Raw genomic sequence first — 22,766 nt, 5'->3', positions numbered from 1 at the left:
AAGGATCAAGAGCCAATGACAAAAGGCCTGCGAAAGGGTCTCACCAGCTACGGAGATGCCGGTTTCTCGCTGTTTCTGCGCAAAGCCTTCATCAAGGCGATGGGATTCTCTGACGACGCGCTCGACCGCCCGATCGTCGGCATCACCAACACCTATAGCGACTACAATCCGTGTCACGGCAATGTGCCGGTGCTGATCGAAGCGGTGAAGCGCGGCGTGATGCTGGCAGGCGCGATGCCGATGGTCTTCCCGACTATCTCTATTGGCGAGAGCTTCGCGCACCCGACCTCGATGTATCTGCGTAACCTGATGGCGATGGACACCGAGGAGATGATCCGCGCCCAGCCGATGGACGCGGTTGTCGTGATCGGCGGCTGCGACAAGACGCTGCCGGCTCAGATCATGGCGGCGGTGAGCACCAATCTCCCAACCGTTGTGGTGCCAGTCGGCCCCATGGTGGTCGGCCATCATAAAGGCGAGGTGCTTGGCGCCTGCACTGATTGTCGCCGCCTGTGGAGCGCGCATCGCGCCGGCGAGATCGGCGAAGAGGAAATTTCGGCCGTCAACGGCCGTCTGGCGCCGTCAGTCGGCACCTGCATGGTGATGGGCACCGCCAGCACGATGGCCTGCATCACCGAAACACTCGGTCTGTCGTTGCCGATGAGCGCGACGATCCCGGCGCCTCATGCCGAGCGCGTGCGCAGCGCCGAGGCCAGCGGCCGTCGCGCTGCGGAAATGGCCGTGGCTGGCGGCCCGACGCCGAACGAGTTGCTGACGCCGGCCGCATTCCGTAACGCGCAGGTCGTATTGCAGGCGATCGGCGGATCGACCAACGGGCTGGTCCATCTGACTGCGATTGCGAACCGGACCAAACATCGCATCGATCTCGATACTTTCGACCAGATCGGGCGCGAGGTGCCGGTGCTGGTCGATCTGAAGCCGTCGGGTCTCCACTACATGGAGCATTTCCATCATGCCGGCGGTGTGCCGAAGCTGATGAAGCAACTCGGCGATCTGATCGATCTCGACGCCAAAACCATTGCCGGCGGTACGTTGCGCGATGTGGTGAAGAATGCCGAGGATGTCCCGGGGCAGGACGCCATTCGTTCGCGCGACAATCCGATCAAGGCCGAAGGCGGCATGGCGGTGCTGCGCGGCAATCTCGCGCCGCGCGGTGCGGTCATCAAGCAATCGGCGGCAAGCCCGAAGCTGATGCAGCATACCGGCCGGGCCGTGGTGTTCGAGTCGGTCGAGGATCTGACCAACCGGATCGATGATCCGAAGCTCGATGTCACTGCGGATGACGTTCTGGTGCTGCGCAACGCCGGGCCGAAGGGCGCGCCGGGCATGCCGGAGGCTGGCTACCTCCCGATTCCGAAAAAGATCGGCAGCCAGGGCGTCAAGGATATGGTGCGTATCTCGGACGCGCGCATGAGCGGCACTGCATTCGGCACCATCGTGCTGCACATCACGCCGGAGTCGGCGGCGGGCGGCCCGCTGGCGCTGGTCAAGACCGGAGACATGATCCGGCTCGACGTGCCTGCGCGTCGCATCGAACTCTTGGTGGACGACGCCGGGTTGCAGAAGCGGCAGGCGGCGCAAGCCAAACTCCCGCAGGCGAAGACACCGAAACGCGGTTATGCCAAGCTGTTTGCAGAAACCATCCTTCAAGCCGACGAAGGTTGCGATTTCGATTTTCTGACCGGAACAGAGGACTAGCAAGGCAGATTTCCGCCTGCGCGGAAATTCCCGATTCTACTCGATCCCGAGATAGATCTTCTGGACCTGAGGATCCCTGGCGAGAGCGTCAGCGGTGCCTGAGAGCACGCTTTTGCCGACCTGGAGCACGGTCGCGAAATCCGACATTTCGAGTGCGAGTTCGATGGATTGTTCGGCGAGCAGGATCGTCAGCCCTTCCTTGTGCAGGAGGCTGAGTGTTTCATACATCGTTTCCACGACCGCAGGGGCGAGGCCAAGCGAAGGCTCATCAAGCATTAGCAGTTTCGGATCGCTCATCAACGCCCGTCCGACCGCCAGCATCTGGCGCTCGCCGCCCGACATGGTGCCGGCGCGCTGACGCCGCCGCTCTGCGAGTTTCGGAAAAATCGTGTAGACCCGGTCGAGTAGCGTCGCGATACGAGCCTTGTCGCGAAGCGGCGTCGCGCCGAGCAGCAGGTTGTTCTCGACCGTTTGCTGGACGAACAGTCGCCAGCCTTCCGGCGACAGAGCGAGGCCCTTGCGCACGATGGACGAGGCATTCACGTTGCCGATCGGCTCACCGCGAAAGGTAATCGACCCCGAGTGAACCGGAATGAGGCCGGCGATTGCATTCAGCGTTGTGGTTTTTCCGCCTCCGTTGGAGCCGAGCAGCGCGACGACGCTGCCCTCGGGGACTTCAAGCGAAACGTCCGACACGCCGATCAGATCGCCGTAGTGCACTTCGAGATTCTCGATCTTGAGCAGTGGTGCCGTCATGGATGCCGTCCATGCGCTTCGGCGGCCCGCGCGGCCCGCTTGCCGAGATAGGCTTCGATGACGTCGGGATTGCCGGTCACCTCGCGCGGACTGCCGCGCGCGATCTCCCGACCCTGATGGAACACGACCACCCGCGTCGCCAGCGACATGATCACTTCCATGATGTGTTCGACGATGACGAGCGTGACGCCTGACTTGTGGATATTGCGCATCAATTCGACGGCGAGTTGCACTTCGCGCTGGTTGAGCCCGGCCATGGCTTCGTCGAGCAGCAGAACTTTCGGATCGGTGGCGAGCGCGCGGGCGATCTCGAGCCGTTTGCGTCCCGGTGTGCCGAGCGACTTTGCTGGAGCATTGGCAAACGGAGTCAGGCTGACACGGTCGAGGACGGCGCGTGCTTTGGCCTCGGCTTCCGAACGATGGGGGGTGCGCAGGAATGCGCCGATCATGACGTTCTCGAGAACCGACATACTCTCGAAGGTCTGCGGCACCTGAAAAGTCCGCGCCAGCCCGAGCTGGGCACGGGCTTCGGGGGTGATGCGGGTAATGTCAGCGCCCTCAAGCAGCACGGTGCCGGAGGTCGATTTCAGATCGCCGGTCAGGCAATTGAAGAATGTTGATTTTCCGGCGCCGTTAGGGCCGATAAGCCCCAGAATGTCACCCTGTTCGAGCGCCACCGAGGCGTTGTCGACCGCCTTGAAGTTACCGAATGTTTTGGTGACGTTGCGCGCTTCAAGGAGCAAGGTTGCCTCCATCCGCGATCTTGGTCGTCTGGCTACGGCGCGACAGCCGCGACCACAATTGCTTGAGGACCGGCAGGATGCCCGCCGGCTGGAAGCGGGAGATCAGCACGATGATCGCGCCATAGACGATAAATGTCAGTCCGGCGCCTTTGCTGCCGAGCAGATTGTTCGAGATCTCCTCTAGAGGCACGAGGATCAGGGCTCCGACCAGCGGTCCGAACAGGATGCCCGCGCCGCCGAGTGCGGCCATGATGAGAATCTTTACCGAGATCAGGATGCCCAGGCCGGATTCCGGGTCGACGAAGCCGAACATCATTGCATACAGCGCGCCGGCCACGCTGGTGAACGCGGCGCTGAGGATGAACGCATAAAGCTTGATCCGGGCGGCGGGCGCGCCGAGCGAGCGTGCGGCGCGTTCGGAATCGCGGATCGCGCGCAGATAGAAGCCCATCCGGCTACGGGTCATCCACCATGTGGAGCCGAGCGTGAGCGCGAGGATCGCGAGGAACAGGTAGTAGTAGGGCAGGGCTGAGGTGAAGGAGACATCGAATACATTGCGCGGAACGGTGGGGCCGCTGAGGCCGACCGCAGCGCCAAGATATTCGGTGTTGGTGACAATCAGCCGAACCAGCTCCGCGACGGCGATGGTCGCCATGCTGAAATAGTGGCCGGACAGCCGCAGTGTCGGCACGCCGATGATGGCGGCGATCGCTGCGCTGACGATGACGCCGACCGGAATCCCGATCAGGGGAGAAAGCGCGAAGTGCGTGTAGGCGCCCATCGCCGCGTAAGCACCGCAGCCGAAAAACACCACATGACCTACAGACACCTGCCCGGCATATCCTCCGACGATATTCCACGCGGACGCGGCGATAGCGTAAAGCAGGATCAAAGCGCCCAGTCGCTGCTGGAACGGAGTAGTGAACAGCAGGGGGTAGGCAATGATCAGTGCGATCGCGATCGCTGGCCAGACATAACGCTTCATCACGAGCGCCCCATCAGGCCCTGCGGCCGGAACCAGAGGAACGCGAGAAACAGCGAATAGACCACGATGTCCTTGTAGACCGCGCCGAACAGATAGGCCGAAAGTGATTCGATGACGCCGATCAGAAGTCCCGCGACCAGGGCGCCGGGTACGCTGCCAAAGCCGCCGAGCGCGACGGTGACGAACGCGACAATCGCGAGCGTTTCGCCGACGGTGGGCGAGATATAAAAGAACGTGGCGATCAACGCGCCGGCGATGCCGGTCGCGCCGGCCGCAAGCGCCCAGGCCACCGCCTGCATATGATCGGGCCGAATCCCCATCAACTCGGCGGCGGTCGAATCCTCGGCCACGGCGAGCATCTTCGAGCCGATCGAGGTGCGCGTCAGCAGTGCGTGAAGTCCGAGTGTGACGACCAGGGCGACGACACCTGCGAGCAGGCGCGAAGCCTGGATACGAATGCCGAATACGTCGAACGTTCCGCCGACGATGTTCTCCGGCAACGTCAGGAAGTTGGCGCCGAAAGCCCAGAATACAGAATAGCGCAGCAGCAATGCCAGTCCGAAGGTACCGAGAATCTGGGCCAGCATCGGCCCCTTCATGATGTCGCGGATCATTGCGAAGTAGATGATGATGCCGAGCGTTGCCAGCACGAGAGCGGCAATCGGCACACCGAGCAACGGGCCCGCGCCGAGCAGGGTCCAGACCATGAATGCGACATACATGCCCAGCATGACAAAATCGCCGTGGGCAAAGTTCACGATGTTCATCATGCCCCAGATCAGCGTGAGGCCGGATGAGAACAAGGCGTAGACTGCGCCAAGCAGCAGTCCGCCCACGATGACCTGAATGAGAATGGTTGACATGCGCCCGATGTCTCGCTGGCTGATATCAAAAGCGACAATGGGCGGGACATTGTCCCGCCCATGAGTTGCTCTTATTGCCAGCCCTGGTAAGGCGTCACCGGCTCGGCCTTGGCCTGATCCTTCGGCCATACCGCGACATAGTTCGCGCCATCCTGCAGCTGGATGATGAGGCCGGATGCCAGGGTGTTCTGTCCCTTGTCGTTGAACTTCACACCCTTGTAGCCAATCATGAGCTGATCGGGCTTGAGGTCGGTCGCCTTCAAGGCCGCCTGGATCTTGGCAGGTTCGGTGGACTTGGCGCGATCGATGGCATCCATCAGCACCAGGAACCCCTGCATCTGGCGAGCGGACGTGTCGTCCATGTCGTCGCCGCTCTTCTTCTTGTACATATCGTTGATCTTGTGGGTGACGCTGCCGGGCGCGCCGACATCCCATGACGAACGATTGAAGACGCCCTTTGAAATCTTGCCGACAGTCTTGATGAACGACGGGTCGGAGAACCCGGAATCGTCCGCGATGATCATCGGCGGCTTGTAGTCGAGCGCCTGCATGGTCTTCGCATAGAGGATCGCATCGGACGCGTAGCTCACCATGATGACGACGTCCGGCTTCTTTTCCTTCAACTGAAGAACCTGGCTCTGCACATCGGTGGTGTTGGCGGAATAGGCGACATCGAGGGCGATATTGATGCCTTTTTCCTTGAAGACACTGGAAATCACGCCGGCCACCGATGTGCCGTACTCGGTATTCTCGTGCACGATGGCGATGGTGTCGGTCTTGACGCCCTTTGCTTTCATGTCGTGCAGGAAGTTGAGATAGACATTCGCAAAGTCTGACGCGACGGGCGTCGTGCGGAAGAACCATTTGAAGCCGCGCTCGGTCAGGTTTGCCGCAACCGATTCCCCGTTCACATAGGGGATTCCGTATTTTTCTGCGATCGCGCTGGTGGTGAGGGTAACGCCTGACTGATAGGAGCCGTTGAGCGCGACGACTTTCTCTTCTGTAATCAGACGAAGCGCCTGATTCTGACCAACGGCCGGACTGCCCTGATTATCCGCGAACACGACTTCAACCTTGGCACCGCCAAGGCCGGCGAGTCCGGCGTTTTTCGCAAGCGGCAGATTGCCGAGTTCGGGATGTGCGTTGTTGATGATATCGACTGCGACTTCCAGGGCGGCCTTCGCGTGAATGCCGGCGCTCGCCGCGTTGCCGCTGAGAGGATAGACGGCGCCGATCTTGACGGTCTTGTCTTGCGATAAGGCTGGAGTCGCCAGCAGGCTGAGAGCCAGTAACGGGGCAAGCGACCGCGCAATATGCCGATGTGTCATGTTGAAATCCTTGTAAGCGTTCCCACCCAAGTGCCATTTTTGCTCGCCAGTATATGCGCCGGCGGCTTTTGTGATTGTTGGCGCGCTCAGCATTGCATGCCCGAACCGTCTGCACAAGTTACGCGCGCGTTCACGCAAATTGCATCATGACAATATTGCAGCGCGAGAGGCGGTCCACGATAGCCTCGTGCCATGCGAACGTGGCGCGCATCCGGCAAACTGAAATGGCTGCATCCCGCTGGTGTCACTTTCATTCGTGCGCGATCTCCCGGTAAGTTGCGCCGGGCTGGATTTGCGAGGTTGAAATGGAATGAGGTCACAGGGAACGGACGCCATCGACTGGCCGGCGGCGATCTACGACGTTTTAAAGACATTCCAGGTCACGCAAGTTTCATTTGTTCCGGACGGCGGCCATGCATCGCTGATCCAGCGCGTTCAGGCCGACAACGGAATGCGCGCTGTTTCACTGACCACAGAAGAGGAGGGCGTGGCGCTGGGCGCAGGCGCCTGGCTCGGCGGTCATCGGAGCGCGCTGCTGATGCAGTCCAGCGGCGTCGGTAACTGCATCAACATGCTGTCGCTCATCAAGGTTTGTAAATTCCCTTTCCTGGCGTTGATCACCATGCGCGGCGAATGGGGTGAATTCAATCCGTGGCAGGTGCCGATGGGTTCGGCAACGCAGGCCTCGCTCGAACTGATGGGCGTCCAGGTGCTTCGTGCCAGCGAGCCCGGCGAAGTCGGTGATGTCGTTCAGGCCGCGGCATCGATGGCGTTCGGCGGCGGAGTGCCGATGGCGGTGCTGCTGTCGCAACGTCTGGTCGGCGCCAAGAATTTCGCGGAGAAGTGAGCCATGGCGGATGAGAACGGCTTGGATCGGCGCGAGGTGGTGGCCCGGCTTTTGGCCCCGCGCGACAGGGCTTTGGTGATTACGGGCCTTGGTAGCGCCACCTACGACGTTGCTGCGGCGGGCGATCACGATCGCAATTTCTATCTCTGGGGCGCGATGGGCGGTGCAGCCGTGATGGGGTTGGGCCTCGCGCTGGCGCAACCGGATGTGCCGGTGATCGTCGTGACCGGCGACGGCGAGATGCTGATGGGATTGAGCAGCTTTGCGACGATCGCGCAGCAGCTGCCCGGCAACCTGACTGTCGTTGTGCTTGATAACGGCCTGTATGGCGAAACCGGCCGGCAAAAAACGCACGTCGCAAGCGGGACCGACCTCGCGTCAGTTGCGAAGGCCTGCGGGATCGCGGATGCAATGACGGTGCGTACCATGGCCGATGTCGACCGGCTGGCGGCTCGTGCCCATTCGATTGCCGATTCACCTCACGTTGCGGTGGTGAAGATTTCAACGCAGGAATATCAGCGCGTCATTCCGGTTCGCGACGGCGCTTATGCACGGGCGCGGACGCGGCTTGCGCTCGGTCTGACGGCGGATTGAGATGCGGAGCTGACTGCCGTCGAAATAAAAATCAATGTTGGAAGATAGAAATAGTGATATTTTCTTTCTTCCGCAAAAGCATCAATCTGACGAGACAGAAGCCAGAATGGCCGTTGATAAAAAAGCTTGGCGCTCATCGAATGAACAAGAGCGGCATTACAGCCGCCGCCTTTTTTTGCGCGTATCCTGCCAGCCATGCCAACGCCATCCGGCGTTGAAGATCATTCCATCACACGTCAGGCTCACCGTCCGCCGATGCGCGTTGCTATGCGCATGACGCGATGCGGCGAAATTCAGAGATCCGGAGTGTAAGCGATGTTTGCCGTTCCGCCCGATATCAAGACCGAGGTTTTCGCGCGTTTGCCGGATCGTTATCGGGTGAGCAGCGGTCGTTCACGATGGGTGGACATTCAGCGCAACGGTGCGCCGACAGGGTCGTTTCTCGAAGGACCGTCATTCGACAAGGCTGGAAATCTCTATGTTGTGGACGTGCCGTGGGGCCGGATCTTCCGGGTGTCTCCGGCCGGTGAGTTCGATCTGGTTGCTGAATATGAAGGCGAGCCGAACGGGCTGAAGATTCATCGCGACGGCCGCATCTTCGTGGCGGATTATCGCCACGGAATCATGAATCTCGATCCGGCGTCCGGAAAGGTCACGCCGTTCCTCGATCGCGCTGAACTCGATCGCTTCAAGGGCGTCAACGATCTGGTGTTTGCCGACAACGGCGATCTTTACTTCACCGATCAAGGCTTGACCGGTCTGCATGATCCGACCGGACGGCTGTATCGCTTGTCTGCGAAAGACGGACGCCTCGAAGCCGTGCTTCAGGGTATTCCCAGTCCGAATGGGCTTGTGCTGAACCTCGACGACAGCGCGGTGTTCGTCAATGTGACGCGCGACAACGCCGTCTGGCGCGTGCCGATGATGGCCAATGGCAAGGCCTTCAAGGTCGGCGCTTTCATTCGGCTGTCCGGCGGCGGCGGGCCGGATGGGCTGGCGATCGACGAGGCTGGCAATCTTGCCGTCGCACATCTCGGGCTCGGTTCGGTCTGGCTGTTCAACCCGATGGGTGAGCCGATTGCGCGCATCCGCTCCTGTGCCGGTCCGCTGACGACGAATGTTGCCTATGGCGGCGCGGATCGGCGGACGCTCTATATCACCGAGTCCGAGACCGGGCAGATTCTGGCTGCGAAGCTCGACGTCCCCGGCCGCCGGATGTTTTCCCACTCGGCTTGACGGTGCGCCCGTCGATGTTTTCGGTTTTCTTTAGTTCTTCCAGAAATGCCTGAACCAGTTTGACGCGCACGGAGCTGCGTGGCCAGAGCAGGCCGATGTGCCGGGCGATCTTGCTGTCCGGGATATCGATCCTGGCCAGCGAGAGTCCTTCCGGCCATGGCGGTGCCCAGTCCGGAATCAGCGAAACGCCGAGGCCGCGACTCACCAGCACGGTAATTCCGCTCAGTGAATCGAGCTCGAAACGCTCCAGCGGACGGATGCCGAGTTGCTGAAGACAGGTATCCGCCAGACGGCCACCCCAGTGATTGCGATCGTAGCGAATGAACGGTTCATTCCTGAGCAGATCGAGCGGATCGCGTTTCGCCATCGCCACCGGCGCGATCAGGATCATCCGTTCATGGCGTAGCGTCTGCCATTCCAGCGCTTTCGGAATGGTCATTGGTGGTTCGACCATCAGGGCGGCGTCGATATCAGCGTCGAGCACGCTCTGGTAGAGTTCGACCGAGGTGCCAGGTTTTACGTAGATTTCAAGCCGGGGATAGCGATCGACCATTCGCGACAGGACGTCGGGCAGCATGCTGGTGGTGGCTGTCGTGATGACACCGAGGCGCAATTCGCCGGCGACCTCCTTGTCGGTCGCAAGCGCGCAGAGATCGCGGACATTCCGGATCATGTCCTGCGCCCGGCTCAGGATGGCTTGGCCGGCGATTGTCGGCCGGACTGTTTGTCCGACACGCGTCAACAGCGCGGTGCCGATCTCGCTCTCCAGCGCCTTGATGCGTTGGGCAACGGCTGCAGGGGTCAGGCCAAGCCGGCGCGCGGCTTCGGCCAGCGACCCGTGCTCGACGACGACCAGAAACGTCTTCAGGAAGTTGGTATCCATCGATACAAAATATAACTTTGGAAAATATAATAATCCATATTTTGTTTTGTCCTCCGTCCGTCCATTTTCGGTTTTGACGGGGCGGTTTTCCGGCTTACAGACATCGGTGTTGATGTTTCGCTCATTGCGACGGCATAACCATCCTTCGCGCCTCGACCCAGGAAAGACTCCGAGATGGCCCAGACCGACAAAGACATTTTCGCGCTCCTCAAGACAATCACGACGGCAACGATCACGACCGTGCTCCTGAAAAAGGGACTGCGAAACGTATGGCTGCGCGGCACCAAGCCCCTGAAGCCCGGCCAGCCGCGGATCGTCGGCCGCGCCTTCACCCTGCGCTTCGTGCCCGCGCGAGAGGATCTCGCAACCCCTGCCTCGTGGGCGTCGCCGATCTCGACCCGGGCCGCAATCGAGGCGATGCCCGAAGGATGTATCGCGGTGGTCGATGCGATGGGCGTGACCGATGCGGGAATTTTCGGTGACATCCTCTGTGCGCGGATGCAGAAGCGCGGCGTCGCAGCTCTCGTCACCGATGGCGTGATGCGTGACCTCGCAGGCGTTCTCGATACCGGTCTGCCGGTCTGGTGCGACGGCGCTGCCGCGCCGCCGTCGGTCGCTGGTCTGACCTTCGTCAACTGGGGCGAGCCGATCGGATGCGGCGGCGTTGCGGTGTTCCCCGACGACCTGATCGTGGTCGATGCCGATGGTGCGGTTGTCATTCCGAAAGCTTTTGTCGAGGAGGTTGCCGGTCTGTGCGCAGAGCAGGAAAAGCTCGAGGCCTGGATCATGAGCGAGGTCGAGCGCGGCGTTCCGCTGCCGGGCCTTTATCCACCGAACGATGAAGCCAAGGCGCGCTACCAGGCCTGGTCAAAGAAATAACGTCGGTACCGTCAGGGCACTCCCAATGCCCTGACGTTGCATTCGCGGCATGCGAAGGTTCGCATTCGCATTGCCAAGAGGGATCAATCGAAACTAACATTCTCGCCGGACAGCTAGTCGGGAGTAGATGAATGGCGGAACGTTCCAGTTCGCAAACCAGCTTCGAAACCGATTTCTGGAAAGATGCGGAACTGAGGAAGGTCTGGGACGACATTGTTCCCGGCGAGCCGCGCAAGACAATTCCGTACGTTCTGACCAGGGAAGCGATCCAGCTTTACTGCCGGTCCGTTGGCGAGAACCATCCGCTTTATTTCGACGAGACTTATGCGAGAACCACGCCTTATGGCGGGCTGATCGCGCCGCCGTCGATCCATATCCTGCTGATGTTCGCATGTACGCCGGCCGATGACTGGATGCGCACGCCGGGAACGGTGAACGCCGGTCAGTCGTGGAGCTACAATATCCCAGCGCGCCCCGGCGATACCATCACGCTGCAGGCGCGTGCGCTTGACAAATTCATCAAGCGCGAACGGCTGTTCGTGGTTCATGACAACGTGTTTTTCAACCAGCATGGCGAAGTTATCTGTTCCGGCCGCGGCCAGACCATCCGGCCGATGTAACGCGCGGGGAGCGATCATATGGCGGCGACGTTTGAAAAGCTGGTTGCGGGTGACACGATCGAGGGTCCGCAGTTACAGGTCACGCGAGAATCGATCCGGCTGTTTTGCGACGGCTCGCTCGATTACAACCCGCTGCATCTCGACGACGACTACATGAAGGGGAATTTTGGCAAGACGAATTTCGGCGGCATCATCATGCACGGCATGAATAATTTCGGCCTGATCACCCGCATGATCACCGATTGGGCCTATCCAGCCGGAGCTATCCATCGCCGTCTCGAAACGCGCTGGGTTAAGCCGGTCAGGCCCGGCGATACCATCCAGCCGGTCGGCATCATCAAGGCCACGCAAATCACGGCCCATTCGCGGTGGGTGCTGATCGACGTGCTGGTGCGCAATCAGAATGACGAGAAGGTTGCGACCGGCGAGGCCATGGTTGAATTTCCGCCTGTTGCAAAGCTGGCATAGCAGGGGGCCATGCGGCATAAAGGTGAAGCATCAGAACCGTTCGCCGCGATGCGCGGTGATGTGGCGTGTGCAATCAAGTCTGTCCGACCCGGGCAGCAAACAAAAAATGGAGTCGTCGCATGTCCGCAAATCGCCCGCGCTCGGAAAAATTTGAACGCGGTCTAAAAACCCGCACCGCGGTCCTCGGCAAGGAGTATGTCGAGAAATCGCTGGCAAGCGCCGACGATTTCAACTGGGCGATGCAGCAGCTCAGCACAGAATATTGCTGGGATGAGATCTGGAACCGGCCGGGCCTCGATCGCCGCAGCCGCAGCATTCTCAACCTCGGCATGATCGCCGCGCTCAATCGTCCGAACGAACTGAAGCTGCATATCCGAGGTGCGATCCAGAACGGCCTGACCAAGGACGAGATCAAGGAAATCTTGCTGCAGATCGCGTGCTATTGCGGCATCCCGGCAGGCATCGACAGCTTCCGCCTCGCGCGCGAAGTCTTCAAGGACATGGGCATTGACTAAGCCTGTCACGCTGCCGTCGGCGATTGCCTTTGTCGGCCTCGGCATGATGGGTGTGCCGATGGCGAAGCGTTGCCTGCAAGCCGGTTACGACGTGCGCGGCGCCGATCCGTCCGCGGCGGCGCGGGAGGTTTTCGCGGCCGCTGGCGGCAAGGCTTTCGCGACCGCCCGGGAAGCTGCGACGGGCGTATCGGTGGCGATCACGATGCTGCCGAACAGTCAGGTGGTGCGCGAGGCCATTCTCGGCAGTGAAGGCATCGCCGATGTGCTGGGTAAGGACGCACTGATTATCGACATGAGTTCGTCGGTGCCGTTCGACACGCAGGAGCTTGGCACGGCGCTGGTGGCGAAAGGCATCGCGCTGGTCGACGCGCCGGTCTCCGGCGGCGTCAAGCGGGCCATCGACGGAACGCTGTCGATCATGGCGGGCGGCGAGGAGGCCAATGTCGAACGTGCGCGCCCGTTGCTGATGGCGATGGCAAAATCGGTATTCGCCACCGGGCCGCTCGGATCGGGTCACGCAATGAAGGCACTGAACAACTATGTCTCGGCCGCCGGATTGGTGGCGGCGTGCGAGGCGTTGCTGGTCGGTCGCCGCTTCGGACTGCAACCAGACACGATCATCGATGTGCTCAACGCTTCGACCGGCAAGAACAATTCGACCGACGTCAAGATGAAGCAGTTCGTGATCTCGGAGAGTTTCGCGTCCGGTTTCTCGCTGGCGCTGATGGCGAAGGATCTGCGGATAGCCGCCGACCTGTCGAAGCGCGTGGGGCTCGACGATTCCAATGTCGAAACTATTGCGTCATTGTGGGAAGAAGCGCGCGAACAGCTCGACAAGGACGCCGACCACACCGCGATCTATCGCTTTCTGGCATCGGCGATTGAGGCCAAATAGCAGGCCGCTGCCGGGTGTGCGGCCGATGGACAAGCCCCATCGGTGGCGATTAAACTGATGCGAAATTCTGGCCGCGCCACCCCGCGCGCGGCCTCATCAATCAGGCAGGAGATTATCATGGCAGCATCCATCGTCGGCTGGGCTCATACCCCGTTCGGAAAAATGGACGCGCAGACTGTCGAAGATATGGTCGTCTGCGTCGCGACGGATGCGCTGGCCGATGCCGGCATTGCACCAGGCGATGTCGATGAAATCATCCTTGGCCATTTCAACGCCGGTTTCTCGCCGCAGGATTTTACCGCCTCTCTTGTTCTACAGGCTGATCCGGCGTTGCGCTTCAAGCCGGCGACGCGCGTCGAGAACGCCTGCGCTACCGGTTCTGCCGCGGTCCAGCAGGGGCTTAGGGCCATCCGGGCGGGCGACGCTCGCGTCGTGCTGGTGGTCGGCGTCGAGCAGATGACGAGGACGCCGGGGCCGGAGATCGGCCGCAATCTGCTGCGGGCGTCCTACCTGCCGGAAGACGGTGAGACCAAGGGTGGTTTCGCCGGCGTCTTCGGCAAGATCGCCGAGCAGTATTTCCAGCGTTACGGCGACCAGTCCGACGCGCTGGCGATGATTGCCGCCAAGAACCACAAGAATGGCGTCGCCAATCCTTACGCGCAGATGCGCAAGGATCTCGGTTACGACTATTGCCGCGCTGAAGGCGAGAAGAATCCGTTCGTCGCGGGTCCGCTCAAGCGCACCGATTGCTCGCTCGTGTCCGATGGCGCTGCCGCGCTGGTTCTGGCGGATGCGGAAACCGCAAAGACCATGCGCAAGGCAGTCTCGTTCCGCGCCACCGCGCACGCGCAGGATTTTCTGCCGATGTCGAAGCGCAAGATCATCGATTTCGAGGGTTGCTCGGTGGCGTGGGCGCGCGCGCTGCAAGCGGCCGACCTGAAGCTCTCCGATCTGTCTTTCGTTGAAACCCATGACTGCTTCACCATCGCCGAACTCATCGAGTACGAAGCGATGGGGCTGACGCCGAAGGGGCAGGGTGCGCGGGCGATCAAGGAAGGCTGGACCCAGATCGGCGGCAAGCTGCCGGTCAATCCGTCCGGCGGCCTCAAGGCCAAGGGCCATCCGATTGGCGCCACCGGCGTGTCGATGCATGTGATGAGCGCGATGCAGCTCACCGGGCAGGCGCCCGAGGGGATGCAACTGGCGAATCCGAAGCTCGCCGGCATCTTCAACATGGGTGGCGCGGCCGTCGCCAACTACGTTTCCATTCTTGAGCCGACCCGCTGATCCATGAATATTGCCGAATGGCTGGCGACAGCCGCGCGACTGCATCCGGCTGCCCCCGCACTGCTCGAAGGAACCGAGGTCCGCGCTGACTATGCGACCTTCGCGCGGCGCGCTGCGGCGATTGCTGCCAATCTGCGTACGACATACGACGTTCAGCCCGGCGACCGGGTCGCGCTGTTTCTCGGCAACAGCACGCAGTATCTCGAAGCATTTTACGGCATCTGGTGGGCCGGCGCGGTTGCGGTGCCGATCAATGCCAAGCTCCACGGCATGGAAGCGGCGTGGATCTGCGCCAACTCCGGCGCGAAGCTTGCCTTCGTCGATTCCGATACGCTGGTGACACTCGGCGAGGCGCGGGCAAACGACGCTGATCCGATCGTACTGTTGGACACGGACAGCGCCGCGTTTTCCGCGCTTTACGATGCGACCGCGACCGGCTCACCGGTCGTACGCGAAATCGACGATCTGGCGTGGCTGTTCTACACATCGGGAACAACCGGGCGGCCGAAGGGCGTCATGCTCAGCAACGGCAATCTGGTTTCGATGTCGCTGTGCTATCTCGCCGATGTTGACAGCGTCGAGCAGCGCGATGCCGCGGTCTATGCGGCACCGCTGTCGCACGGCGCCGGCCTCTATAACTTTATCCATGTCCGCCACGCAGCGCGTCACGTTATTCCGGCATCCGGTGGCTTCGATGCTGACGAAGTGCTCGACCTTGGCCGCGCGCTCGGTTCGGTGTCGATGTTCTGTGCGCCGACCATGGTGAACCGGCTGGTGGCCGCTGCGAAAGCGCGGGGCGAAAACGGCGAAGGCCTGAAGACCATCGTTTATGGCGGTGCGCCGATGTATCTCGACGACATCAAGGCGGCGATGACCGTGTTGGGACCGCGCTTCATCCAGATCTACGGACAGGGCGAGTCGCCGATGACGATCACGTCGCTGCCGCGCGCATTGCATGTGGACCGGGACAATCCGCGCTATATCGAGCGCCTGTCGTCGGTCGGCATCGCGCAAAGCGCTGTCTCCGTGCGGATCACCGATGACGAGGGGCGTCCGCTTCCGCCGGGCGAAGTCGGCGAGGTCGAGGCCAAGGGTCCGCCGGTGATGCTGGGTTACTGGAACAACCCGGAAGCGACCCGCGAGACCATCGTCGATGGCTGGCTGCGCACTGGTGACGTCGGCAAGCTCGACGAAGACGGTTTCCTGACACTGTCAGACCGCTCGAAGGACGTGATCATTTCCGGTGGGACCAACATCTATCCGCGCGAGGTCGAGGAAGCGCTGCTGACTCATCCGGCGATCCGCGAAGTCTCGGTGATCGGCGTGCCGGACCCGGAGTGGGGCGAGAATGTCGTCGCCTATGTGGTGGTCGAGAGCGGCGCGCAGTTCGATGAGAAAATCTTCGATGCGCATTGTCTCGCGCGGATCGCGCGGTTCAAGCGGCCGAAGCGCTACGTGCAGCTCGACGAACTTCCCAAGAGCAACTACGGAAAGATTCTCAAGACCGCCTTGCGTGAAATGTCCGCCCGCGCGGAGCAGCGCTGAAACCGGCTTCAGTCGGACAGATGAAAGTCGATCGCGCGCCGCATAAGGTCGGCGATGTCCTGTTCTTGCCTGATCAGCGCATCGGTCAGTCCGGCGACGCAGACCACCAGCGGCTGCTGGGATTCAGCGATCTTCGGCAGGTTCATCGCGACGACTCCGGCGCCCGGCGTGACAAGGTTCAGGGAAAAAGCGTGGCCCTTGCGGCGGACGTTGGCCAATTCGGCCAGCGACTCCTTGATGTTGATGTGGCGCGCAGGGTCGGGCTCGTGGGCGTTGAGCAGTTTGACGATGCGCCGGACCTCCTGGTCCTTGTGGTTCGATAACAGCGCGTAGCCCAGGCCTGATCGTCCCAGCGGCCGCAACGTTCCCGCTCTGACGTAAAGACGCATCGGGAGCTTGGCCTGGATGACATAGATATACTGTGCGGTCAGCCCGTTCTGCAGGCCGACCATGATTGTTTCGTTGGTCTTGTTCGACAGGTCTTCCATCAGATTGATCAGGCGTCCACGCTCGAACAAAGCGGGGCTGAGCCAGTGCCCGAGCGTCGACACGCGTGCGGTCGGGATGTAGTTGCGGCGGCTGGAGTCGTAGCGCAGATAGCCGAGCGAGGTCATGGTCCGCATCAGCACCGATGTGCTTGATTGCGGAAACTTCAGCGCGTTCGCGACCTCGATGGTGGACGCCGCGCGCTGATGTTCCTCGAAGAACTCCAGCACTTCGAATACGCGCTTGGCCGATTTGACCGAACTGTCCGCTTTCTGCCGGACGACGGAATTGGCGCCGCGCGCAGTTGGCGGCGCGGATGTCGCTGCGCGAACGCCGCGATCGGCAGGCGTGATTTCGCCGGTTGAGTTTCGTTTCACCACCATCGATCTTCCGTTATCGCCCTTGCTGCGCAGTCCGGCGCTTGAGCCACCAGCCGTATTGCTCCGGCCATCCCGACCATTCCGGATCGCATCCGAGTTGCAGCGCGGTCTGTGCCGGCCAGTTCGGATTCCACAACAACTCGCGGCCGAGCGCAATCAGGGTCGCCTTGCCGTTTTTCAGAATGTCTTCCGCGTAATCCGCCTCACGGATGAGGCCGACCGCAACCGTCGGCATATCGGCTTCACGCTTGATTCGCTCGGCAAAAGGCACCTGGAAACCGGGTTCGCGAGACACCAGCGAGTTGCCGCGCGGCAGTTTCATGCCGCCCGATGAGCAGTCGATCACATCGACGCCGACGCGTTTCAACTCATGGGCGAATGCGACCGAATCCTCGATCGACCAGCCGATGTCGACGCCGTCGACCGACGAGATGCGCACGAACACCGGCATGTCGTCCGGCCATTCCTCACGCATGATGGCGGCGACACGTAGCGGCAGGCGCATCCGGTTATCGCGCGAACCGCCGAAGTCGTCGTTGCGGTTGTTGGCAAGCGGCGACAGGAACGAGTGCATCAGATACCCGTGGGCGCAGTGCAGTTCGGCGATATCGAAGCCGGCCTTGCGGGCACGGCGGAACGCCATGCGGAAGTCCTCAACCACGCCGTCAATGTCGGCGTGGCTCATCATGTGCGGCGCCGGCCATCCGTTGTCGAACGGCACGGTGCTTGAGGCGGCAATCGGCCACGGCCCTTCATCGCGCGCGGCGACGTCGGCGTCGCCCAGCGGCCCGCCGCCCTCCCACGGGCGTTGCGACGATCCCTTTCGTCCGCTGTGGGCGATCTGGATCGCCGCCTTGGCGCCGAACTGGTGGATGATTTCCGCCAGCTTGGTCAGGCCTTCCAGATGAGCGTCATCCCAAATCCCGAGACAGCCATGGGTGATCCGGCCCTGGGTGTTGACGGAGCTTTGTTCTACGAACACCAGGCCGGCACCGCCCGCCGCCAGCTTGCCGATATGCTGGACATGCCAGTCGGTGGCGTGGCCATCACGCGCCGAATAGGTTGCCATCGGCGAGACGACGACGCGATTTTTGAGTTCGAGATCGCGCAGCCGCAGCGGCGTGAACAGAAGCGGGGTTTCACTCATCGGATTGCCCTTCGGTGCTTCGGGTTACTTCTTGAGAAGCGAGCAGGCGCTGTCCTCGGGCGACACGAACGCATCCTTGCCGGGGATCACCTGGACCAGCTTTTCGTAATCCCACGCACCTTTCGACTCGGACGGGGATTTGACCTGCACGAGATACATGTCGTGGATCAACTGTCCGTCCTCGCGCAGAAATGCATTGCGGGCGAAGAAATCGTCGATCGGCATCTTCTTCATTTCAGCGATATCCTTCGGACCATCATCGGTGCCGGCCCGCTCGATCGCCTTGAGATAGTTCATGACGGCGGAATACAGGCCAGCCTGCACCATGGTCGGCCGCCGCTTGGTCTTGGCGAAGAACTTGTCGGCGAAGGCGCGGGTCTTGTCGTCGAGATCCCAATAGAATGCCGTGGTCAGCATCAGTCCCTGAGCGGATTTGAGGCCGATCGCATGAATATCACTGGTCTGCATCAGGAACGCCGCGACCTTCTGCTTGCCTTGAGTCAGACCGAACTCCTGAGCGTGGCGGATCGAGTTGGCCAGGTCACCGCCCGTGTTCGCGAAAGCGATAACGTCAGCCTTGGAGTTTTGCGCCTGAAGCAGGAACGACGAGAAGTCCATGTTGTTGAACGGATGGCGTACGTCGCCGATCACGGTACCACCGAGCTTCTCGACGGTTTTCGCGGCGTCATTGCGCAGTGCATGTCCGAACGCATAGTCGACCGTGACGAAATACCAGCTTTTGGAGCCTTCTTTTACCAACGCCCGTGCCGTGCTGTTGGCGAGCGCGTAGGTGTTATAGGTCCACTGCACCGAGTTCAGCGAGCAGTGCTTGCCGGTGAGGTCCGAGGAGCCCGCCGACGAAATCAGCATCGCCTTGTTCTTTTGCTTGGTCAGCTCAAGGACCGCGAGTGCGACCGCCGAATTGGCGAAATCGACAATGACGTCGACATTCTCGTTCTCGTACCAGCGCCGTGCGATCGCCGCGCCGACGTCGGCCTTGTTCTGGTGATCGGCATCGACCATCTCGATCGGTTTGCCGGCGACCTTACCGCCGAAATCCGCAATCGCCATGCGCACCGCTTCCACTGATCCCGGACCGGTGGCGTCGGCGTACGAACCGGACTGGTCGGTCAACACACCGATCTTGACGACGTTGTCGGAGATCTGGGCGTGCGCGGCCGGCGTGGCAAGCGGCGATAGAATTGCGGCGGTTGCCATGGCGGCGGCGTGCATTGCGAGTTTCATTATTGTCTCCCGTTATCTTTGTTTGAACTGCTGGTCTTGATCGCGTTGGTCTTGTGCCGCCGCAGATCGATGGTTTTCGCGTCCGGCAAAGGCGTCTTGTCCGGACCCAAAAGCGTGTGTTTCTGGATCTTGTTGGTGGCGGTGAGCGGGAGCGCGTCGACGAATGCCACCCAGGCCGGCAGCTTGAAGGACGCAAGGCGCTCGGCGCAGTGATTGAAAATACGTTCTGCGGCTTCGTCGGACGGCTGCACGCCGTCATTGGCGACGATGAACGCGACCACTTCTTCCTCGCGAACCGGATCGCGCGCGGCGACCACCGCCGCCTGTCTGACGAGAGACGATGCCGCGAGAACGCTCTCGACCTCGGCAGCGGAAATGTTCTCGCCGGCCCGGCGGATCATGTGCTTGAGCCGGTCGACAAACACGAAGGCACCGTCCTCATGTCGCCAGACGCTGTCGCCCGTGTGAAACCAGCCGTGCCGCCAGGCTTCTTCCGTCGCGGCCGGGTCTTTCAGATAACCCGAGAAAAACCCCTTGCGCGGAGTCTCTGCCGAATGGCGGACGCACAGTTCGCCGAGTGTCCCGGCGGGCACCTCCCGACCGTCGGGGCTCAGCGCGATCATCTCGAAGCCCGGCTCGCTGCGGCCGATGGTGTTGCTCTCAAGATGATACGGCTCGACCGTGTTGAAGCAGCTGCGGCCGGTTTCCGTCATGCCCCAGCCTTCGACGAATGGAATCCCGAACCGCTTGTGAGCTTTCCGACGCAGTTCCGGATTGGCGCCGACACCCATCGAGAAGCGCAGGGTGTGCATCGCCTCCTGCGGAGAGGGGGGCTGCTCCAGCAGGGCGGCGACGATGACGCCGAGATAATGAAGCACGCTGGCGCGGCAGGTCACGATATCCTGCCAGGCAAATCTGGCGTTGAACCGTTCCGGTAGAATGAGACATCCGCCGGTCAGCATCATCGCCATGGTGGTGAGCGTAAGCCCTGCCATGTGAAACAGCGGGAGAGGACTGTAGAGCCGCTCGGTGCCGGCATGATAGGTCGCTTCGCCGCCGCGGCTTGCATACCAGCGGCCGGTCGAAACCACATATTCGTTGGACAGGATGCAGCCCTTGGGCTGCGCAGTGGTGCCCGATGTGTAGAGCAGCGCGGCTTCACTCCGGCTGTGCGGGATGCCGTCGGCGGGTGGACGCGTGCGGGATGGCGGAATGTCCTGAACGCTGTCGCCGAGGTCGTCGCCGGTGACTTGAAGCAGCAGCGGGGAAGGGCTGGATTCTGCAATGGCCTTTTTCAATTCGGACTGGCCATGCAGTGCGACGATCAGGTCCGGCTCGGCATGCGAAATGAGATAGGCAATCTCGGCAGCGCGATAGGCGGGATTGATCGGAATGATCGACGCGCCGATGGCATTGAGCGCAAGCCAGTGGACAAGGAAGTCCGGCCTGTTTTCGAGCAGCAGGCAAACGCGATGGCCATGACCGTAACCCGCATCGTGGTAGCGCTCACGCAGGCTGCCGATCTTTTCGGCGATGTCTCCGTAGTTGAACTCGGCGCCGGCGGGGATGTAGGCGCGGTCAGGGCGCGGCGGAATACAGAGAAACGGCCTGCCTGGCATCGCGTCGGCGGTTGCCGCGAACGTGCTGAAAACCGTGTACATGACCGCGCGCAACTCCGCCTGTCCCATCACATTCCGTTTTTCCGGCCGATCCGTTTCCGGATCGAGGCCGCGTCGCTTACCCCGTCATCGGGCTGAACCGGCTGTGATGTCCTGGAGGCCGCACGGAAAGAAGCGATGACGGCCACGTTAGCGTGCGCTAAAGAACCGTGTCAAATTGACTATGAGTTTTTTACATACTCATATGTATTTTGAGGTGGTTTGGGTGATTTTCTTTACACCGCTGCCGCGCTATCGAATGAGCTGAAAGGAATACGCGATGAAGATGCATGTGCTGTCTGGCGGCCGCCTGAAAATGCGAAAGGCCACGTATTATCCCGATGCAGAACGCGGCGAGATGTTCGAGCTGCCGGTGTCGTGCATGCTGATGCGGCACGCACAGGGCAACGTGCTGTTCGACACCGGCTGCCATCCGTCGATCGTGGAAAATCCCGAAGCGCGCCTCGGCGTCATCGCCAAGTACATGATCCCGATCATGTCGCCCGGCGATCACGTGGTGAATGGTCTGAAGGCTGTCGGTCTCGGCCCCGATGACATCGACGTCGTAGTCTGCTCGCATCTCCACACCGATCATTGCGGCTGCAACGAATTCTTCAAGAAGGCGACGATCATCGTCCATGCCCGCGAACTGGAGGCCGCGAGTGCGCCTGACGCACTCAATCGCGGCTATATTTCTGCTGACTGGGATCATCCGATCCCGATGAAGGTGATCGACGGCGAGCACGATGTGTTCGGCGACGGCCGGATCACGCTGCTGCCGTTGCCCGGCCATTCCCCCGGACTGGTCGGCGCGCTGGTGAGGCTCGACAAGAGCGGCGAATTCCTGCTGCCGTCGGATGCGTTGAGCGTTCGCGCCAATCTCGACCAGAACACCGTGCCGAAGAACACCTGGAACGTGGACCTGTTCCTCAAGTCGATGGAGAAAATCCGGCGGATCGAGGCCGGCGGCGCTACGGTGATCGCGAGCCATGACGATGCGGAATGGAAAGCCTTGCGCAAGGGCGCTGACGCCTACGACTGAGGCGCCTCGAGGTGGGCGAATTTCGATGAACCAGCCCGTCGTGCAGGCTGGAACGAAGAAAAATCGAGATCATTGTCTCGGCGCGTGGCTCCCGCTGGCAGGTTCCATTCCCATGCGGTTTCGGTGATGATGTTCGCGCCACGCTTCGACCGGATAGCCGGTCCCGGTGCACCCGCCCAGACAAGAAGGCACTCCAGATGACAGCTTCGTTAAAACTCGTGACCTCATCCCTGAAACTGAAAGATCCGTCCTTGTTGCGCGATGCGTGTTATGTGGGTGGGGAGTGGGTTGCGGCGGACGGCGGCGGCACCATCAAGGTGGACAATCCGTCGACCGGTGAACTTGTCGGTACCGTTCCCAACATGGGGGCGTCCGAGACGCGGCGCGCGATCGAGCAGGCCAATGCGGCGCTGCCGGCATGGCGCGCCAGGATCGCCAAGGAGCGTTCGGCGATCCTGCGCAAATGGTTCGAACTGATCATGGCGAACCAGGAGGACCTTGCCGCGCTGATGACGGCGGAGCAGGGCAAGCCGCTGACCGAGAGCCGTGGCGAGATCGCCTATGCGGCGAGTTTCATCGAGTGGTTTGCCGAAGAGGGCAAGCGCATCTACGGCGACACCATACCGCCGTTCAGCGCCGACCGGC

23 protein-coding genes are annotated in these 22,766 nt (G+C 61.4%); 13 read left to right on the top strand and 10 right to left on the bottom strand.

Annotation, left to right across the window (positions count from 1 at the left end; genetic code table 11):
- Positions 1 to 15: 15 nt before the first annotated feature.
- The gene (locus tag ASC80_RS09285) at positions 16 to 1,719 is read left to right on the top strand and encodes an IlvD/Edd family dehydratase (protein WP_056295911.1); all 1,704 of its coding nucleotides are present in this window, start codon (positions 16 to 18) and stop codon (positions 1,717 to 1,719) included.
- A gap of 36 nt (positions 1,720 to 1,755) precedes the next feature.
- Here ASC80_RS09285 and ASC80_RS09280 read toward each other — a convergent pair whose 3' ends face one another.
- The 5 genes from ASC80_RS09280 to ASC80_RS09260 form a co-directional block, all read right to left on the bottom strand.
- Positions 1,756 to 2,475: an ABC transporter ATP-binding protein gene (locus ASC80_RS09280; RefSeq protein ID WP_056295908.1), complete on the bottom strand. Its 720-nt coding sequence runs from the start codon at positions 2,473 to 2,475 to the stop codon at positions 1,756 to 1,758.
- On the bottom strand, positions 2,472 to 3,218 hold the full coding sequence (locus ASC80_RS09275) for an ABC transporter ATP-binding protein (RefSeq protein ID WP_082512595.1): 747 nt from the start codon (positions 3,216 to 3,218) through the stop codon (positions 2,472 to 2,474). The genes ASC80_RS09280 and ASC80_RS09275 overlap by 4 nt, the downstream gene beginning before the upstream one ends.
- A complete protein-coding gene (locus tag ASC80_RS09270) occupies positions 3,208 to 4,203 on the bottom strand; it encodes a branched-chain amino acid ABC transporter permease (protein ID WP_056295903.1) in 996 nt (331 codons plus the stop codon). Before ASC80_RS09270 ends, ASC80_RS09275 begins: the two co-directional genes overlap by 11 nt.
- Complete coding sequence (locus ASC80_RS09265) at positions 4,203 to 5,066, bottom strand: branched-chain amino acid ABC transporter permease (protein WP_056295900.1); 864 nt, start codon at positions 5,064 to 5,066, stop codon at positions 4,203 to 4,205. The genes ASC80_RS09270 and ASC80_RS09265 overlap by 1 nt, the downstream gene beginning before the upstream one ends.
- A 71-nt stretch (positions 5,067 to 5,137) precedes the next feature.
- Positions 5,138 to 6,394 carry an ABC transporter substrate-binding protein gene (locus ASC80_RS09260; protein WP_056298615.1) on the bottom strand — a complete coding sequence of 419 codons (1,257 nt, stop codon included), beginning with the start codon at positions 6,392 to 6,394 and terminating at the stop codon, positions 5,138 to 5,140.
- Between the two features lie 310 nt (positions 6,395 to 6,704).
- Between ASC80_RS09260 and ASC80_RS09255 the strand changes: the two genes are divergently transcribed.
- The 3 genes from ASC80_RS09255 to ASC80_RS09245 all read left to right on the top strand — a co-directional run bounded on the left by ASC80_RS09255 (position 6,705) and on the right by ASC80_RS09245 (position 9,071).
- Positions 6,705 to 7,241, top strand: a complete 537-nt coding sequence (locus ASC80_RS09255) for a thiamine pyrophosphate-binding protein (protein WP_056295897.1) — start codon at positions 6,705 to 6,707, stop codon at positions 7,239 to 7,241.
- 3 nt (positions 7,242 to 7,244) lie between these two features.
- A complete protein-coding gene (locus ASC80_RS09250; RefSeq protein WP_056295894.1) occupies positions 7,245 to 7,835 on the top strand; it encodes a thiamine pyrophosphate-dependent enzyme in 591 nt (196 codons plus the stop codon).
- A 315-nt stretch (positions 7,836 to 8,150) separates the two neighbouring features.
- The gene (locus tag ASC80_RS09245; protein WP_056295892.1) at positions 8,151 to 9,071 is read left to right on the top strand and encodes an SMP-30/gluconolactonase/LRE family protein; all 921 of its coding nucleotides are present in this window, start codon (positions 8,151 to 8,153) and stop codon (positions 9,069 to 9,071) included.
- Here the strand turns inward: ASC80_RS09245 and ASC80_RS09240 are convergent.
- Positions 8,992 to 9,954 carry a LysR family transcriptional regulator gene (locus ASC80_RS09240; RefSeq protein ID WP_082512489.1) on the bottom strand — a complete coding sequence of 321 codons (963 nt, stop codon included), beginning with the start codon at positions 9,952 to 9,954 and terminating at the stop codon, positions 8,992 to 8,994. The genes ASC80_RS09245 and ASC80_RS09240 overlap by 80 nt on opposite strands.
- Before the next feature lie 174 nt (positions 9,955 to 10,128).
- Here ASC80_RS09240 and ASC80_RS09235 point away from each other — a divergent pair, with 174 nt between their 5' ends.
- The 7 genes from ASC80_RS09235 (at position 10,129) to ASC80_RS09205 (ending at position 16,163) form a co-directional block, all read left to right on the top strand.
- A complete protein-coding gene (locus ASC80_RS09235; protein ID WP_056295890.1) occupies positions 10,129 to 10,833 on the top strand; it encodes a ribonuclease activity regulator RraA in 705 nt (234 codons plus the stop codon).
- Between the two features lie 131 nt (positions 10,834 to 10,964).
- Positions 10,965 to 11,453, top strand: a complete 489-nt coding sequence (locus tag ASC80_RS09230; protein WP_056295888.1) for a MaoC family dehydratase — start codon at positions 10,965 to 10,967, stop codon at positions 11,451 to 11,453.
- An 18-nt stretch (positions 11,454 to 11,471) separates the two neighbouring features.
- On the top strand, positions 11,472 to 11,921 hold the full coding sequence (locus ASC80_RS09225) for a MaoC family dehydratase (protein ID WP_056295885.1): 450 nt from the start codon (positions 11,472 to 11,474) through the stop codon (positions 11,919 to 11,921).
- Between the two features lie 119 nt (positions 11,922 to 12,040).
- The gene (locus ASC80_RS09220) at positions 12,041 to 12,436 is read left to right on the top strand and encodes a carboxymuconolactone decarboxylase family protein (protein WP_056295883.1); all 396 of its coding nucleotides are present in this window, start codon (positions 12,041 to 12,043) and stop codon (positions 12,434 to 12,436) included.
- The gene (locus ASC80_RS09215; protein ID WP_283805043.1) at positions 12,429 to 13,331 is read left to right on the top strand and encodes an NAD(P)-dependent oxidoreductase; all 903 of its coding nucleotides are present in this window, start codon (positions 12,429 to 12,431) and stop codon (positions 13,329 to 13,331) included. Before ASC80_RS09220 ends, ASC80_RS09215 begins: the two co-directional genes overlap by 8 nt.
- 117 nt (positions 13,332 to 13,448) lie before the next feature.
- Complete coding sequence (locus tag ASC80_RS09210; protein ID WP_056295880.1) at positions 13,449 to 14,618, top strand: acetyl-CoA acetyltransferase; 1,170 nt, start codon at positions 13,449 to 13,451, stop codon at positions 14,616 to 14,618.
- A 3-nt stretch (positions 14,619 to 14,621) separates the two neighbouring features.
- Positions 14,622 to 16,163, top strand: coding sequence for a class I adenylate-forming enzyme family protein (locus tag ASC80_RS09205; RefSeq protein ID WP_056295879.1), 1,542 nt, complete (start codon positions 14,622 to 14,624; stop codon positions 16,161 to 16,163).
- A gap of 8 nt (positions 16,164 to 16,171) precedes the next feature.
- Here ASC80_RS09205 and ASC80_RS09200 read toward each other — a convergent pair whose 3' ends face one another.
- From ASC80_RS09200 to ASC80_RS09185, 4 genes are read right to left on the bottom strand one after another with little or no spacing between them, the layout of a single operon-like run.
- Positions 16,172 to 17,032, bottom strand: coding sequence for an IclR family transcriptional regulator (locus ASC80_RS09200; RefSeq protein ID WP_082512488.1), 861 nt, complete (start codon positions 17,030 to 17,032; stop codon positions 16,172 to 16,174).
- A 10-nt stretch (positions 17,033 to 17,042) separates the two neighbouring features.
- Entirely contained in the window at positions 17,043 to 18,176 is a 1,134-nt protein-coding gene (locus ASC80_RS09195) for an NADH:flavin oxidoreductase/NADH oxidase (RefSeq protein WP_056295876.1), read from the bottom strand.
- A gap of 24 nt (positions 18,177 to 18,200) precedes the next feature.
- Complete coding sequence (locus ASC80_RS09190; RefSeq protein ID WP_056295873.1) at positions 18,201 to 19,421, bottom strand: ABC transporter substrate-binding protein; 1,221 nt, start codon at positions 19,419 to 19,421, stop codon at positions 18,201 to 18,203.
- Positions 19,421 to 21,109, bottom strand: a complete 1,689-nt coding sequence (locus ASC80_RS09185) for an AMP-binding protein (protein ID WP_082512487.1) — start codon at positions 21,107 to 21,109, stop codon at positions 19,421 to 19,423. Before ASC80_RS09185 ends, ASC80_RS09190 begins: the two co-directional genes overlap by 1 nt.
- 250 nt (positions 21,110 to 21,359) lie before the next feature.
- On the opposite strand from ASC80_RS09185, the gene ASC80_RS09180 reads away from it, so the two are divergent.
- Together ASC80_RS09180 and ASC80_RS09175 are read left to right on the top strand one after the other, a co-directional pair.
- The gene (locus ASC80_RS09180) at positions 21,360 to 22,121 is read left to right on the top strand and encodes an N-acyl homoserine lactonase family protein (RefSeq protein ID WP_056295868.1); all 762 of its coding nucleotides are present in this window, start codon (positions 21,360 to 21,362) and stop codon (positions 22,119 to 22,121) included.
- A gap of 197 nt (positions 22,122 to 22,318) precedes the next feature.
- On the top strand, positions 22,319 to 22,766 hold a 448-nt coding region (locus ASC80_RS09175), incomplete at its 3' end, for an aldehyde dehydrogenase family protein (RefSeq protein ID WP_156464334.1).

This window comes from Afipia sp. Root123D2 (assembly GCF_001425835.1).
Classification (GTDB): Bacteria; Pseudomonadota; Alphaproteobacteria; order Rhizobiales; family Xanthobacteraceae; genus Afipia.
The sequence above is the reverse complement of the archived record's forward strand: the minus strand, read 5'-3'. Positions and strand labels throughout refer to the sequence as shown.